Source organism: Pseudomonas migulae (assembly GCF_043225285.1).
In the GTDB taxonomy this organism is placed as follows: Bacteria; Pseudomonadota; Gammaproteobacteria; order Pseudomonadales; family Pseudomonadaceae; genus Aquipseudomonas; species Aquipseudomonas migulae_C.
In genome coordinates this window covers 2,856,624-2,870,193 of sequence record NZ_CP171224.1, presented here as the reverse complement: position 1 = coordinate 2,870,193, position 13,570 = coordinate 2,856,624, and the positions used below count along the sequence as shown (strand labels likewise).

At 59.3% G+C, this 13,570-nt stretch carries 19 protein-coding genes; 12 read left to right on the top strand and 7 right to left on the bottom strand.

Annotated features, from left to right (window positions below):
- Positions 1–63: 63 nt before the first annotated feature.
- From ACF6ZU_RS13310 to ACF6ZU_RS13280, 7 genes are all read left to right on the top strand, one after another.
- Positions 64–1,557, top strand: coding sequence for an acetyl-CoA hydrolase/transferase family protein (locus tag ACF6ZU_RS13310; protein WP_392893118.1), 1,494 nt, complete (start codon positions 64–66; stop codon positions 1,555–1,557).
- Positions 1,558–1,939: 382 nt separating this feature from the next.
- Complete coding sequence (locus ACF6ZU_RS13305; RefSeq protein WP_370694728.1) at positions 1,940–2,092, top strand: DUF1127 domain-containing protein; 153 nt, start codon at positions 1,940–1,942, stop codon at positions 2,090–2,092.
- A gap of 256 nt (positions 2,093–2,348) precedes the next feature.
- Positions 2,349–2,558 carry a DUF1127 domain-containing protein gene (locus tag ACF6ZU_RS13300; RefSeq protein WP_392893116.1) on the top strand — a complete coding sequence of 70 codons (210 nt, stop codon included), beginning with the start codon at positions 2,349–2,351 and terminating at the stop codon, positions 2,556–2,558.
- 145 nt (positions 2,559–2,703) lie between these two features.
- Positions 2,704–3,021 (top strand): DUF2388 domain-containing protein, encoded by a 318-nt coding sequence (locus ACF6ZU_RS13295; RefSeq protein ID WP_392893114.1) that lies wholly within the window; start codon positions 2,704–2,706, stop codon positions 3,019–3,021.
- Positions 3,022–3,126: 105 nt separating this feature from the next.
- The gene (locus ACF6ZU_RS13290) at positions 3,127–3,435 is read left to right on the top strand and encodes a DUF2388 domain-containing protein (RefSeq protein ID WP_392893112.1); all 309 of its coding nucleotides are present in this window, start codon (positions 3,127–3,129) and stop codon (positions 3,433–3,435) included.
- A gap of 27 nt (positions 3,436–3,462) precedes the next feature.
- Positions 3,463–3,783: a DUF2388 domain-containing protein gene (locus tag ACF6ZU_RS13285; RefSeq protein WP_392893110.1), complete on the top strand. Its 321-nt coding sequence runs from the start codon at positions 3,463–3,465 to the stop codon at positions 3,781–3,783.
- Entirely contained in the window at positions 3,780–5,741 is a 1,962-nt protein-coding gene (locus ACF6ZU_RS13280) for a DUF4105 domain-containing protein (protein ID WP_392893108.1), read from the top strand. The genes ACF6ZU_RS13285 and ACF6ZU_RS13280 overlap by 4 nt, the downstream gene beginning before the upstream one ends.
- Positions 5,742–5,868: 127 nt before the next feature.
- Here the strand turns inward: ACF6ZU_RS13280 and ACF6ZU_RS13275 are convergent, their stop codons facing one another.
- From ACF6ZU_RS13275 to trpB, 3 genes are all read right to left on the bottom strand, one after another.
- Complete coding sequence (locus tag ACF6ZU_RS13275) at positions 5,869–6,309, bottom strand: anti-virulence regulator CigR family protein (protein ID WP_392893105.1); 441 nt, start codon at positions 6,307–6,309, stop codon at positions 5,869–5,871.
- Between the two features lie 121 nt (positions 6,310–6,430).
- Complete coding sequence (gene trpA, locus ACF6ZU_RS13270; protein WP_392893102.1) at positions 6,431–7,243, bottom strand: tryptophan synthase subunit alpha; 813 nt, start codon at positions 7,241–7,243, stop codon at positions 6,431–6,433.
- Positions 7,243–8,463 (bottom strand): tryptophan synthase subunit beta, encoded by a 1,221-nt coding sequence (trpB, locus tag ACF6ZU_RS13265; RefSeq protein ID WP_392893100.1) that lies wholly within the window; start codon positions 8,461–8,463, stop codon positions 7,243–7,245. Before trpB ends, trpA begins: the two co-directional genes overlap by 1 nt.
- Before the next feature lie 112 nt (positions 8,464–8,575).
- Here trpB and ACF6ZU_RS13260 point away from each other — a divergent pair, with 112 nt between their 5' ends.
- Positions 8,576–9,469, top strand: coding sequence for a LysR family transcriptional regulator (locus ACF6ZU_RS13260; RefSeq protein WP_392893098.1), 894 nt, complete (start codon positions 8,576–8,578; stop codon positions 9,467–9,469).
- Here ACF6ZU_RS13260 and ACF6ZU_RS13255 read toward each other — a convergent pair.
- Entirely contained in the window at positions 9,466–9,789 is a 324-nt protein-coding gene (locus ACF6ZU_RS13255) for a YqjD family protein (RefSeq protein ID WP_192307344.1), read from the bottom strand. The genes ACF6ZU_RS13260 and ACF6ZU_RS13255 overlap by 4 nt on opposite strands.
- 157 nt (positions 9,790–9,946) lie before the next feature.
- Between ACF6ZU_RS13255 and ACF6ZU_RS13250 the strand changes: the two genes are divergently transcribed.
- Positions 9,947–10,162, top strand: coding sequence for a dodecin (locus ACF6ZU_RS13250; RefSeq protein WP_010465710.1), 216 nt, complete (start codon positions 9,947–9,949; stop codon positions 10,160–10,162).
- 122 nt (positions 10,163–10,284) lie between these two features.
- Complete coding sequence (locus tag ACF6ZU_RS13245) at positions 10,285–10,506, top strand: DUF1161 domain-containing protein (protein WP_392893095.1); 222 nt, start codon at positions 10,285–10,287, stop codon at positions 10,504–10,506.
- A gap of 67 nt (positions 10,507–10,573) precedes the next feature.
- On the opposite strand, the gene ACF6ZU_RS13240 is transcribed toward ACF6ZU_RS13245, so the two are convergent.
- On the bottom strand, positions 10,574–11,575 hold the full coding sequence (locus ACF6ZU_RS13240) for an LLM class flavin-dependent oxidoreductase (RefSeq protein ID WP_392893093.1): 1,002 nt from the start codon (positions 11,573–11,575) through the stop codon (positions 10,574–10,576).
- A gap of 243 nt (positions 11,576–11,818) precedes the next feature.
- Here ACF6ZU_RS13240 and ACF6ZU_RS13235 point away from each other — a divergent pair, with 243 nt between their 5' ends.
- Together ACF6ZU_RS13235 and ACF6ZU_RS13230 are read left to right on the top strand one after the other, a co-directional pair.
- A complete protein-coding gene (locus ACF6ZU_RS13235) occupies positions 11,819–12,250 on the top strand; it encodes an OsmC family protein (RefSeq protein ID WP_131059128.1) in 432 nt (143 codons plus the stop codon).
- 149 nt (positions 12,251–12,399) lie between these two features.
- Positions 12,400–12,639: a DUF1161 domain-containing protein gene (locus ACF6ZU_RS13230; protein ID WP_392893090.1), complete on the top strand. Its 240-nt coding sequence runs from the start codon at positions 12,400–12,402 to the stop codon at positions 12,637–12,639.
- A gap of 6 nt (positions 12,640–12,645) precedes the next feature.
- On the opposite strand, the gene ACF6ZU_RS13225 is transcribed toward ACF6ZU_RS13230, so the two are convergent.
- A complete protein-coding gene (locus tag ACF6ZU_RS13225) occupies positions 12,646–13,065 on the bottom strand; it encodes a hypothetical protein (RefSeq protein WP_392893088.1) in 420 nt (139 codons plus the stop codon).
- Positions 13,066–13,105: 40 nt separating this feature from the next.
- Positions 13,106–13,528 carry a hypothetical protein gene (locus ACF6ZU_RS13220; protein WP_392893086.1) on the bottom strand — a complete coding sequence of 141 codons (423 nt, stop codon included), beginning with the start codon at positions 13,526–13,528 and terminating at the stop codon, positions 13,106–13,108.
- Positions 13,529–13,570 lie beyond the last annotated feature (42 nt).

The window sequence follows — 13,570 nt, the reverse complement described above, 5'->3', positions numbered from 1 at the left end:
GGACGGATTTTTTTCAAATCAATAAACTGCACACCTTGCTTCCGTTACCCGAGATAACCATCCATGTACCGTGATCGTATTCGCTTGCCTTCGTTGTTGGATAAGGTGATGAGCGCCGCCGACGCTGCCGCTCTGATTGAGGACGGCATGACCGTCGGCATGAGTGGTTTCACTCGCGCCGGTGAAGCCAAAGCCGTGCCTCATGCATTGGCCGAGCGCGCCAAGGTTTCCCCGCTGAAAATCACCTTGATGACCGGCGCGAGCCTGGGCAACGACCTCGACAAACAGCTCACCGAAGCCGGCGTACTTTCGCGACGCATGCCATTCCAGGTCGACAGCACTTTGCGCAAGGCGATTAACGCCGGCGAAGTGATGTTCATCGATCAACACCTCTCGGAAACCGTGGAACAACTGCGCAACCAGCAGCTGAAGCTGCCGGACATCGCCGTCATCGAGGCCGTGGCGATTACCGAGCAGGGCCACATTGTGCCGACCACGTCCGTGGGCAATTCGGCCAGCTTCGCGATTTTCGCCAAGCACGTGATCGTCGAGATCAACCTGGCGCACAACCCGAACCTCGAAGGTTTGCACGACATCTATATCCCGACGTATCGCCCGACCCGCACGCCGATCCCGCTGGTGAAGGTCGACGATCGCATTGGCAGCACCGCGATTCCGATCCCGCCGGAGAAGATCGTCGCGATCGTGATCACCAACCAGCCGGATTCACCTTCGACTGTGCTGCCACCGGATGTCGACACCCAGGCCATCGCCGACCACCTGATCGACTTCTTCAAGCAGGAAGTGGCGGCGGGACGCATGACCAACAAACTTGGGCCCTTGCAGGCGGGTATCGGCACCATCGCCAACTCGGTGATGTGCGGCCTGATCGATTCGCCGTTCGAAGACCTGACCATGTACTCCGAAGTGTTGCAGGACTCGACCTTCGACCTGATCGACGCCGGCAAGCTGAGCTTTGCTTCGGGCAGTTCGATCACCTTGTCGAGCCGGCGCAACGCCGATGTGTTCGGCAACCTGGAGCGTTACAAGGACAAACTGATCCTGCGCCCGCAGGAAATTTCCAACCACCCGGAAGTGGTGCGCCGGCTCGGCATCATTGGCATCAATACGGCGCTGGAGTTCGACCTGTACGGCAACGTCAACTCGACCCACGTCTGCGGCACACGGATGATGAACGGGATCGGCGGCTCGGGCGACTTCGCGCGCAACGCGCACCTGGCGATCTTCGTCACCAAGTCGATTGCCAAGGGCGGCGCGATTTCCAGCGTGGTGCCGATGGTCAGCCACGTTGACCACACTGAACATGACGTCGACATTCTGGTGACCGAGGTCGGTCTCGCGGACTTGCGTGGCCTGGCACCGCGGGAGCGGGCGCGGGTGATCATCGATAACTGTGTGCACCCGGACTATCGCCAGGCGCTGAACGACTACTTCACTGCCGCTTGCGCCATCGGCGGACACACACCACATATCCTGCGCGATGCACTTAGCTGGCACATGAACCTGGAAGAAACCGGACACATGCTCGCCGTGTGATTGGTACAGATGGCAGCTGACGTAAACACAGTTTCGTCAGCGGCCTAATACCAAGCAGGAATATGCTTAAAACTGTACTGCTGTACCGGTCTTTTCCTACCGCAATGACCTACCTTTCCGACTAAAAACCTGAAAAATGCGCCATATCAGTGCAGACAGGTACAGTTGCCTCAATTTAGACCAGTACACCACCCTTTAACAGTTAACTGGTCCCTCACAATACAGGTGAACTGTATCTACAGAGACTGGCCAAACGAGAGGATCATTGGCATCAGTTAAACCACTACCTAATCCCGCCACAAGCGGAAGGATGAAAACCATGGAACGTACACTCAGTTCCGATCTGTTCTTCGAAGACACCGCTGCAAAAACCCAGGCTTCCATGCCTCTGCGCGTTATCGCCAACCTGATGCTGTGGCAGCGCCGCATCTCCAGCCGCCACCAACTGGCTCGTCTGGATTCGCGTCTGCTGGCTGACGCCGGGATTAGCGAAGCACAACGCTACGAAGAGCTGAGCAAGCCGTTCTGGCGCTAAGTTAGCGTCGCTGGCTCTGATCCTTAAGGTCAACCGCCAGCACCCGAATTGAACAAACAAGACCCGTCGTGGGAAACCACGGCGGGTTTTGTCGTTTTGGGGAGTAAAAACTTCAAAACAATAAGCACATCTCATAATAGGTACAGTTGTCTTTTAGTAGAAACTGAACCAGTACAATTTCAAGCTTGTGTGTCTGTCCTGGCAAACCGGGCGGGATCATCATGAAATCCCGATCTGCCCGCAAAAGGACTGCACCATGAACAACTTTGTGGATATTCCCGCCACCGCACCTCAATCCAAGGCCCCCTTTACCTGGGCGCGAAGATTGGCCAGATCCCTGGCCAACAGCCTTGAGAGAGCCAGAACCCGGCGTTTGCTGGCCCAACTGAATGACCGTCAAATCTCAGACCTGGGCATCACTCACTCAGACCGCCACCAGGAATTGGACAAGCCGTTCTGGCGCTGATTTGCTCTGGGAAACAAACGGGACTGTGCGAATCAGCGCCTACGGGCCTAATATCAAGGCAGAACGTGGCGATGACTGCGCGACTGGCGTCTGACTCAACAGATACCGCGCCACTCTCAATCGATAGATCCAAAGGAGTTTCACCATGTCCCGTCTTCGTCTGCTCAGCGCTGCAGCCCTGCTAGCCATGGCTGCCAATTCCCACGCCACCAGCTTCATCGTGACCACCGATGCCGTCGTCGGCGCACTCAAGGCCACGTCCGACGCCACTTCGGATGTCACCTCGTCCTTTCGCGATGACAAGATCGTGCGTGCGGCACGTGACGACGCCGCCAGTTTTGTCGCCAGCGAAGGCGCCATTCGTGGGGTGAAACTGGAAAGTGCACTCGACCACATCCGCCATCAGGTGCCAGGGCTGAACGCAACCGACGCGCAACTGGCGCAGGCCATTCTGACGATCTAAGCGTTTTCTCCTCTCGGGACGCCCCAAGGTGTCCCGATGTTTCTGCGCTGGCTCTAGACCGGGCGTTGCGCTAGCCTTGGGACTCGCTTTCCACTGTCGAGTCTCATGCGTTTTCTGACCTTTCGATTGATTGCACCGATCTTCATGACTGCCTGCTGGGCCGTTTCGGCGCATGCGTTCGATCTGACAACCCAGGGCATCGTGGCTTCAGGCTACGCCACCAGCATGGTGACCTCCGCCCCCTTCGACCGTAAGCTGCTGCTGGCTGCCAGGGATGATGCCGCGTCATTCATTGCCAGTGACGGCCAATTGCGTGGAGCGCAACTGGAGTCCGCCCTGGTTTACCTGCGCCGGACCCAACCAAAACTTCATGCAAGCGACCTTGAACTGGCACAAGCTATTCTCGTCCAATAGTTATCCTCGTTCGTCCGGAGTCGTTCCATGCGTAGCCCGCTGATTATCGCCACCCTTGGCCTGCTGTTATTGGCCGACGTGACCCAGGCTCACACCCTGGTGGCCACCAGTAACATCCTCATCAACGCCACTCGGCGCACCCTTGATTTCACTTCCGACACCACGACGTCCATTCGTGACTCGAAGATCGTTCGAGAAGCCCATGACGATGCCGCGAGTTTCGTCGCCAGCGACGGCGATATCCGCGGTGCGCATCTGGAAGCAGCGATCAATCTGTTGCGTACCGGCGTACCGGAAGCCCGAGACGCCAGTGATCAGGTACTCGCCGAAGCCATCCTCGCACTGTGAGGTCGCTAACCGCCTGGCTTCTGGCCGGGGTCGTGTTGCTGCTCGGCAACACGGCTCAGGCCGGCCTGCAATTACGGCTCAAGACCGAAGGCCTGAACCCCGCGCAACAGCAAGCCAGCCAGGCGCTGCTTGATGAAGCCATGCAGGCGCTGCCGCCGCGGTTCATCGAGCAACTCGACCGGCGCATCGATGTCGGCTGGACCGACGACATGCCAAGCAATGCCTATGGCCAGGCGTCGCTGGTGTCCGAACTCGACCTGAACCGCAACCTGCTCGCCAGCCTCACCGACGGCAGCGCCGCGACCAAAAAGACTTATCGCCCCCACGGCACCGTCCGCCGCGAAATGCTGGCCACGGTGTTGCACGAGCTCACCCACATCTATGACCGCTCGCGTTTGTGGCCCGATGTCGAACGCTCGCTGATTCAACGCTGCACACGGCGCAGCAGCAGTTCGGGGTTGGTCGGTATTCCGGATGAATGTCGCGGCCAGTCCGCCCGGCGCTTTACCCTCAGCGATGACCCGCGCCTGCTCGACCTCGCAGGCTGGCCGCAGTACGTGGGCCGACGCGGCGAGCGCGAACAGCACAACCGACAGATCGCCCGCAGCCCGGATATCTACGAGACCAGCAGTCCGAAGGAATTCGTCGCGGTCAACATGGAGTATTTCCTCCTCGACCCGAGCTACGCCTGCCGCCGCCCTGCACTGTATCGCTACTACAAGGAACATTTCGGCTGGGCACCTCCCGCCAAGGACACCTGCGGCAAATCCTTCGCCTTCCTCAATGCCGGCAACGATTTCGCCAAACAGCCTCTGGGCCAGGTCGATCCGGAACGGGTGTATGCCGTTGACTACCTGCTGGCCGAAGCCAACCAGAACTGGGTCAGCCGCTGGGGCCACAGCATGTTGCGGCTGGTGATCTGTGCGCCCGGTCGCCCGCGCGGGCCGGATTGCCGGCTGGATCTCGATCAGCACCTGGTGTTGTCGTACCGCGCCTTCGTCGGCGACGTACAGCTGTCGAGCTGGGATGGCCTGGTCGGCAAATACCCGTCTCGCCTGTTCGTGCTGCCGTTGGCCCAAGTCATCGACGAGTACACCAAGACCGAACTGCGCAGCCTCGCCTCGGTGCCGTTGAACCTGTCGCGCAACGAGATCGAAGACGTGGTGGAACATGCCGCCGAGATGCACTGGAGCTACGACGGCAATTACTTCTTCCTCTCCAACAACTGCGCCGTGGAAGGTTTGAAGTTGCTGCGCAGCGGCACCAACAACGCGAAACTGGTCGGGCTCGACAACATCATGCCCAACGGCTTGCTGGAAGTGCTCAAGGGTCGCGGGTTGGCGGACACCAGCGTGCTGGATGATCCTCGGGAAGCACTGCGGCTTGGTTATCGCTTCGACTCTTTCCGCGATCGTTATCAAGCGATGTTCGATGTGCTGAAGAAGCACCTGCCGATCAAACCGGACAAGGTCGAAGACTGGCTGGCATTGAAGGCAGAAGAACGTCGCCCATGGATCGAGCAAGCTGACCTGCGCACCAGCGCAGCGTTGCTGTTATTGGAACAAGCCGCTTTCCGGCAACAATTGGTGTTGGCCCAGGACGAAGTGAAGCAACGTTATCTCGGCGCTCGGGAGTTGAAGAATGGCGGCATGGACAAGGCCAATGCGACGTTGCAGCAGATTCTCGCCAACAGCGGCTTTCTCAGCCGTCCGGCGGAGCTGCTTGGCACCGGCGGGTATGGATTGCCGCAACCCAACGAATGGCAACGCCTGGAGTCGGAAAGCAGCCTGCGGCAGAAACAGCTTCAGGTGCTGACCGGTGATCTCGACAAAGAAGTGAGAGCGCTGCTCGAACCGAGCCGCGCTGCGGAGATGGCGGCCAACGAAGCCAACCTGAAGCAGGTTGGCGAACATTTGCGCAAACTGCATAAAGCAGCGGGCGGACTGGAATTGCCGTAGTGCATGCAATCCCTGTAGGAGCTGGCTTGCCAGCGATGGTCGCTAACGATAACGCGCTCTTCCTGATGCAGCGCGGCGTCTATGCGACTATCGCGAGCAAGCTCGCTCCTACAGTTTTTTTGTCACGTCAGAGCACCCCTTCCAGAATTTCATAGACGATCCCGGTGCCCACCGCGATCAGCACAATGTCGCCACCGGCGCGGCGCCATTCGTAACCCTGGTAATACGGCAACCGACTCAGCGCGCGATTATCCAGGCGCTCACCGTAATAACCGTGCGGCAACGGCCGACCACGTTCCAGATGAATGCCTGGAGGTGGCGGCGCGCCACGAACGAAGTAGCCATGATTGTCATGAATCGTCTGGCGCACCGGACCAAAGTCCCGTGGCGGCGGGCCGCCGCGATGGTTGTCCTGCGGGCCACGGTGATCATCACCATGATTGTCGTAATGGCCTTGTTGCTGGCCGCGGTCGTGATCGTCGCGTTGATCGGCGCTGGCGTGCTGCAACGGGGTGGCACTCAGCATCAGCACACCCAGGCTGGCGATCAGACGTTTCGGCATTTTCATCAGGTCTTTCCTCACTGCACATACAGCAAAAAGGGCTTCAGAACGTAGTCCTGAAGCCCTCGGTCTTGCTGTTTAGTCTGTGCCGCGAGGCTCTAATTCCTCTGTATCAGGAACTTTACCTTCAGCTGACGCGGGCCTTACGCACGCCGTCAGCCAATGCCGCGCAAAGACTCAATACGCCATCGACCGCCTGATCCGGTGTCGAGGCATTGGCGATGTGATCGATCAACGCCGAGCCCACCACCACACCGTCGGCCAGACGTGCGATGGACGCCGCTTGCTCCGGTGTGCGGATACCAAAACCGATGCTGATCGGCAGGTCGGTGTGACGACGCAGGCGCGCAACCGCCTCTTCGACGTGCTCCAGTGTCGCCGCGCCAGCACCGGTCACACCGGCCACAGACACGTAGTAGACGAAACCGGAGCTGCCGTTCAAGACCGTCGGCAAGCGCACGTCATCGGTGGTCGGCGTGGTCAGACGGATGAAGTCCAGACCCGCAGCCTGAGCCGGGTCGCACAGCTCGCCGTTATGTTCTGGCGGCAGATCGACCACGATCAGGCCATCCACGCCCGCTTCCTTGGCGTCGGCGATGAAACGCGGCACGCCGTACATGTGGATCGGGTTGAAGTAACCCATCAACACCAGCGGCGTATCGCTGTTGCCTTCGCGGAACTCGCGAACCATCTGCAGGGTTTTCGCCAGGTTTTGTTTGGCGCCCAGTGCGCGAATGTTCGCCAGCTGGATCGCCGGGCCATCGGCCATCGGATCGGTGAAGGGCATGCCCAGCTCGATCACATCGGCGCCAGCGCCGGGCAACCCCTTGAGGATTGCCAGGGACGTGTCATAGCTCGGGTCGCCGGCAGTGACGAAGGTCACCAGCGCGGCGCGGTTCTGTTCCTTGAGTTCGGCAAAACGCGTTTGCAGGCGGCTCATCAGTATTTCTCCTGCTTCGATTGTTCCATGTGGTGCATCACGGTTTGCATGTCTTTGTCCCCGCGACCGGACAGGTTGACCACCATCAGGTGATCTTTCGGCAGGCTCGGTGCGCGTTTGAACACTTCGGCCAAGGCGTGGGCGCTTTCCAGTGCAGGAATAACCCCTTCCAGGCGGCAGCATTTATGGAACGCATCGAGGGCTTCGTCGTCGGTCACCGAGGTGTACTGAACGCGACCGATGTCATGCAACCAAGCGTGTTCCGGGCCGATGCCCGGGTAGTCGAGGCCGGCGGAAATCGAGTGGGCGTCGATGATCTGGCCGTCGTCGTCCTGCAGCAGGAACGTGCGGTTACCGTGCAGCACACCCGGTACGCCACCATTCAGGCTGGCGGCGTGCTTGCCGGTTTCGATGCCGTGACCGGCCGCTTCAACCCCGATGATCTCGACGCTTTTGTCGTCGAGGAACGGATGGAACAGGCCCATCGCGTTGGAGCCACCGCCGATGCACGCCACCAGGCTGTCAGGCAGACGGCCTTCCTGGGCTTGCAGCTGGTCGCGGGTTTCCTTGCCGATCACGGCCTGGAAGTCGCGAACCATCGCCGGATAAGGGTGCGGACCGGCGACGGTGCCGATCAGGTAGAAGGTGCTGTCGACGTTGGTCACCCAGTCACGCAGCGCTTCGTTCATCGCATCTTTCAGGGTGCCGGTGCCAGCCACAACCGGGATCACGGTGGCGCCCAGTAGTTTCATGCGGAACACGTTGGCCTGCTGGCGCTCGATGTCCGTGGTGCCCATGTAAATCACACAGTCGAGACCAAAACGCGCGGCCACGGTGGCGGTCGCCACGCCGTGCATGCCGGCGCCAGTCTCGGCGATGATGCGTTTTTTACCCATGCGACGCGCCAGCAGGATCTGGCCGATGCAGTTGTTGATCTTGTGCGCGCCGGTGTGGTTCAGCTCTTCACGCTTCAGATAAATCTTCGCGCCGCCGCAGAATTCGGTCAGGCGTTCGGCGTAATACAGCGGGCTCGGACGTCCGACGTAGTCGCGCTGGAAGTAGGCCAATTCTTCTTTGAACGCCGGATCTTCCTTGGCCGCTTCGTATTCACGGGCCAGGTCGAGGATCAACGGCATCAGGGTTTCGGCGACGTAACGGCCGCCGAACGCGCCAAACAGGCCGTTGGCGTCGGGGCCGTTGCGCAGATTAGTCTGGGTCATGGGTCGCTCCGGTTGAATGTATGAAGTCGCAATGGGCTTAACTCTACCCCTGACGCCTCAGGCTGAAAACCGATAAGATCGCCACAACCTGTCAGGAAAACTCACAGATCTCATGAGCCATGACCTCCCGCCGCTGAATGCCCTTCGCGCTTTTGAAGCAACCGCGCGCCTGAACAGCGTCAGTCAGGCCGCCGAACAGTTGCACGTCACCCACGGCGCGGTGAGCCGGCAACTGAAAGTCCTGGAAGAACATCTCGGCGTGAGCCTGTTCGTCAAGGAAGGTCGCGGCCTTAAACTCACAGATGCCGGCGTACGCTTGCGAGATGCCAGCGCTGAAGCCTTCGAGCGTCTGCGCACGGTTTGCGCCGAGCTGACTCAAAGCACCGCCGACGCCCCATTCGTACTCGGTTGCTCGGGCAGTCTGCTGGCCCGCTGGTTTATTCCGCGACTGGGGCGGTTAAATGCTGACCTGCCAGACCTGCGCCTGCACCTGTCGGCCGGGGAAGGTGACCTCGACCCCCGTCGTCCGGGACTGGATGCGTTGCTGGTGTTCGCCGAGCCGCCTTGGCCCGCGGACATGCAGGTTTATGAACTCGCCAGCGAACGCATCGGCCCGGTCATGAGCCCGCGCTTCGCCGGTTACCAACGACTTGGAACAGCACCGGCCAGTGCGTTGTTAAACGAGCCATTGCTGCACACCACTTCACGTCCGCAAGCTTGGCCCAGCTGGGCGCAACAAAACGGCCTCGACGCCAAGGCGTTGAAGTACGGGCAGGGTTTCGAGCATTTGTATTACTTGCTGGAGGCGGCGGTCGCCGGGCTTGGCGTGGCCATTGCCCCTGAACCGCTGGTGGCCGAGGACTTGAAGGCAGGTCGCCTGGTTGCGCCATGGGGCTTCAGTGAAACCCCGGCGCAACTGGCGTTGTGGCTACCCAAGCGCGCCGCGGACGGGCGCGCTCGGCAACTGGCGCAGTGGCTGAAAAACGAGCTGCGCCAGACGGATTAGTCGCGTTTGCACAGCAGATAGGCCGCGAGCAGACCCAATGCACCCACGGCGACACCCGCTGTAGTCCAAGGGTGTTCCTGGGCGTAGTCCCGGGTGGCGATCCCGGTTTCACGGGTTTTGACTTTGACTTCTTCGTACGCATCGCTGAGCAAATGGCGCGAGTGTTTCAGAGCGCTCTCGGCGTTTGCTTTCAGTGCCTTGAGGGTTTTACGCGACTCGTCCGAGGCGTCGTCCTTCAGGTTTTCCAAAGACTTCAGCAGACTCTCGATCTCGGCTTCCATGCTTTGCAATGAGGCTTTACGTAAAGAGGTGTTGGCCATGGTGGCTCTCCTGCATTGATGATGAGTGACGTGTGTTGGTTGGGACTTCAGGGGTTCGAGAAAGTGCAGTAAATCTGAACTTCTGCGTGGGAAAGCCCGACAGAAGTAATACGAAAAATCACTGCTAGGCTGTATTTCACACCCTGAGGAGAACGCTATGACTGACCATCACACGTACAAGAAAGTCGAACTCGTCGGCTCGTCGACCAGCAGCATCGAGGACGCCATCAACAATGCGCTGGCTGAAGCCAACAAGAGCATCAAGCATCTGGAATGGTTTGAAGTGACCGAAACCCGCGGGCACATCAAGGACGGCAAGGCTGCACATTTCCAGGTAACGCTCAAAGTCGGGTTCCGGATTGCCAGCAGCTGAGTTTGAGCTAGTCTTCTGAACTTGCGCGCTGGCCGAATGCCATAGGGAATGGCAAAGCGCTACATGTGTGCATCCGGCCGAGGGCTGGATGCTCCCTTTGATCCGACCAGGGAGTGCGACCGATGAAGAAGTTTATGTTGGCGGTAGGTTTGTTGAGCCTTGCGGGTACGGCGTTTGCTGACGGCAAGTCGTGCGAAGATCTCAAAGCCGAGATCGCCGCGAAGCTGGACGCCAAGGGCGTTGCAGGCTATTCGCTGGAAATAGTGGATAAAGGCACGGCGGCCGGCGGAAAAGTCGTCGGCACCTGCGAAAAAGGCACCAAGGAAATCGTCTACAAACGGTAGGCTGAATCCATCGCTCATGAAAAAGCCGACGCATTGCGTCGGCTTTTTTGTGCGTCCGGTTTGAACGTCAGCCTTTCATGACTTGCGCCAGCAGCTCATAGGAGTGCAGGCGATCGGCGTGTTCATACAGATCGCAGGTGAAAATCAGCTCATCCGCCTGAGTCTGCTCGATCAGCACGTCCAGCTTGGCGCGGATTTTCTGCGGGCTGCCCACCATCGCCAGCCCCAGGAAGTCACGCACTGCCTCTCTCTCATGGGGCAGCCACAGGCCGTCCATGGTTTTCACTGGCGGACGTTGCACCAGGCTTTGGCCACGCATCAACGCGAGAATGCGTTGATAGACCGACGTTGCCAGGTACTCGGCCTGCTCGTCGGTGTCCGCCGCCACCAGCGGAACGCCGAGCATCACGTAAGGCTTATCCAATACCGCTGAAGGCTTGAAGTGATTGCGGTAGACGCGAATCGCCTCGTGCATGTAACGCGGTGCGAAATGGGAGGCGAACGCGTAGGGCAAACCGCGCTCACCCGCCAGTTGCGCACTGAACAGGCTCGAGCCCAGCAACCAGACCGGGACGTTGGTGCCGGTGCCCGGCATCGCGATGATTCGCTGGTCCGGCGTGCGTGGGCCGAGGTAGCGCACCAGCTCCGCGACATCTTCGGGGAAATCGTCAGCGCTGCCGGAGCGTTCACGACGCAGGGCGCGGGCGGTCATCTGATCGGAACCGGGCGCGCGTCCAAGGCCCAGGTCGATCCGGCCCGGATAGAGGCTTTCGAGGGTGCCAAACTGCTCGGCAATCACCAGCGGCGCGTGATTGGGCAGCATCACGCCACCCGAACCGACCCGAATGGTGGACGTGCCACCGGCCAGATAGCCCAGCAACACCGAGGTCGCCGAACTGGCGATGCCATCCATGTTGTGGTGCTCGGCCACCCAGAAACGGTTGTAGCCGAATTTTTCGACGTGTTGCGCCAGATCCAGGGAATTGCGCAGCGACTGGGCCGCGCTGCCGTTCTCGCGCACGGGCACCAGATCAAGGGTCGAGAACTTGATATCGGACAGTCGTTTCATAAACCTGCTTCTCCAGAGTGAGGGCGCAGGTTTTTTTGCAAACGCAAACCTGCCGAATTCATAAGCGTGTTTCATGCAATGAGGGCATATACCCGAGTTTCAATAGCCAAGGTAAAAAAACCTACGATAACGGTAGGACAATTGAGATACGGTGAACTTTGCACCACCGTCTATCCTCAGAACCCTTAGCAACCGAAAACCACGAAGGCGCGACGCTTCGCGCCGGATCCTGAGGAGGCAGACATGGCTATTACCAAGAAAGCATCGGCGCATTGGGAAGGTGATCTGAAAACCGGCATCGGTTCGATTTCCACGGAAACCGGTGTGCTCAGGGAAGCGCCCTACGGCTTCAAGGCCCGTTTCGAAGGTGGCAAGGGCACCAATCCGGAAGAACTGATCGGTGCGGCCCACGCCGGCTGTTTCTCCATGGCGTTCTCGATGATTCTCGGCGACGCCGGGCTCAAGGCCGACAGCATCGATACAAACGCCGAAGTGACGCTGGACCAGGTCGATGGTGGCTTTTCGATCACCGCCGTGAAACTGATCCTCAAGGCGAAAATTCCAGGGGCGACCCAGGCGCAGTTCGAGGAACTGAGCAACAAGGCCAAAGAAGGCTGCCCGGTTTCCAAAGTGCTGAATGCGAAGATCAGCCTGGATGCCACCCTGGTCAGCTAACTCCAAGGCGTCCCGATAAATGATCGCAGCCTTCCACAGGCTGCGATTTTTTTGCGCTGAAACAAAACCCGGCTGGCGTCACTGTGGTCGAATAAATGACAGCAGCGAAAACGCATCAACCTGCGTGCTGCCTCAAAGGAGTTTCAACCATGAAACGTTTTGCCCTGGCGATTCTCTGCGGTGCGCTGGCCACGTCGGCGATAGCGGCGCCCAAAGACTGTGAAGAACTCAAGAACGAGATCGAAGTGAAGATTCAGGCGAATGCCGTGCCCTCCTACACATTGGAGATTGTGTCGAAGGAAGAAGCCGAAAAGCATGACGTCGCGATGGTTGTCGGCACGTGCGACAACGGCACCAAAGCCATCATTTATCAGAAGAACGACCGCTGACAGGGCTTAGATGATGCAGTCGGTGTCCCGATCTTCGGCAACGATCTCTCGCTTGGCGTTGTACAGCCGGGCGCTCGGCGTAAACGCCAGGGAGCGGGCTTCCAGCCGGTAACGCTGGCCCGCTTCGAAATGGTCGAAGCGGATCGTCAGGTAGCACAATCGCTCCACCGGACCGGTCATCAGGCCGCCACCGCCGCCAAATACTTCAAAGTCGAAACGCACCTTCAATTCATGGCTGCCGGGCGTGACCTGGAAGAATCGCCCATCGCTCAAACGCTGGTTGTCCAGGCGTTCGGCCATCAGCAATTTGCCACCGGGGCTCGGCGTCGCGAATTCGACCCAGGCCATCTGTGGATTGACCGCCGGTAACGGGCTCTGGCAACCGGCGAAAGCGCCTGCCGCGAGCAATAGCAACAACCTGCGCATGATGAATGTCCCAAGGATTGGTCATTCAGCATAACGCCGATCAGGTGCGTTGGCAGCCCGCCGGTGTGCCATGGCCAATCACTTTTCGCTGTTGATCATAGAGCTTGGCCCACGGCCGAAAGCCGATATTCCCCGCTTGCAGCTGATATTTCTCACCGGCGTTGAAGCTGTTGAATTTCACATTGAGCTGGCAATCGCGCCACAGCGGTTCGGCGTCCGGCCCGATGTTGGTCGGCTCGACCGGGAACTGGTAACGCACCGTCAGTTCGTGACTACCGGGCTGAACCTCGAAATAGCGCTTGTCGGTGGAGGCCTTGTCATCGACTTCCAGTGCTTGCAGCGCGGTGTCCTGCTGCTGTGAATCGAGATCGATCCACGCTTGAGACGGGTCGTGGTTAGGTAATCCGAATCCTGCACAACCTGTCAGCATCAACAGGCTTCCCGTCAGCATCATCTTGCGCATAGCGGAGCTCCAGTCAGGCGGGATAGTCTTGCGGGCAGACTT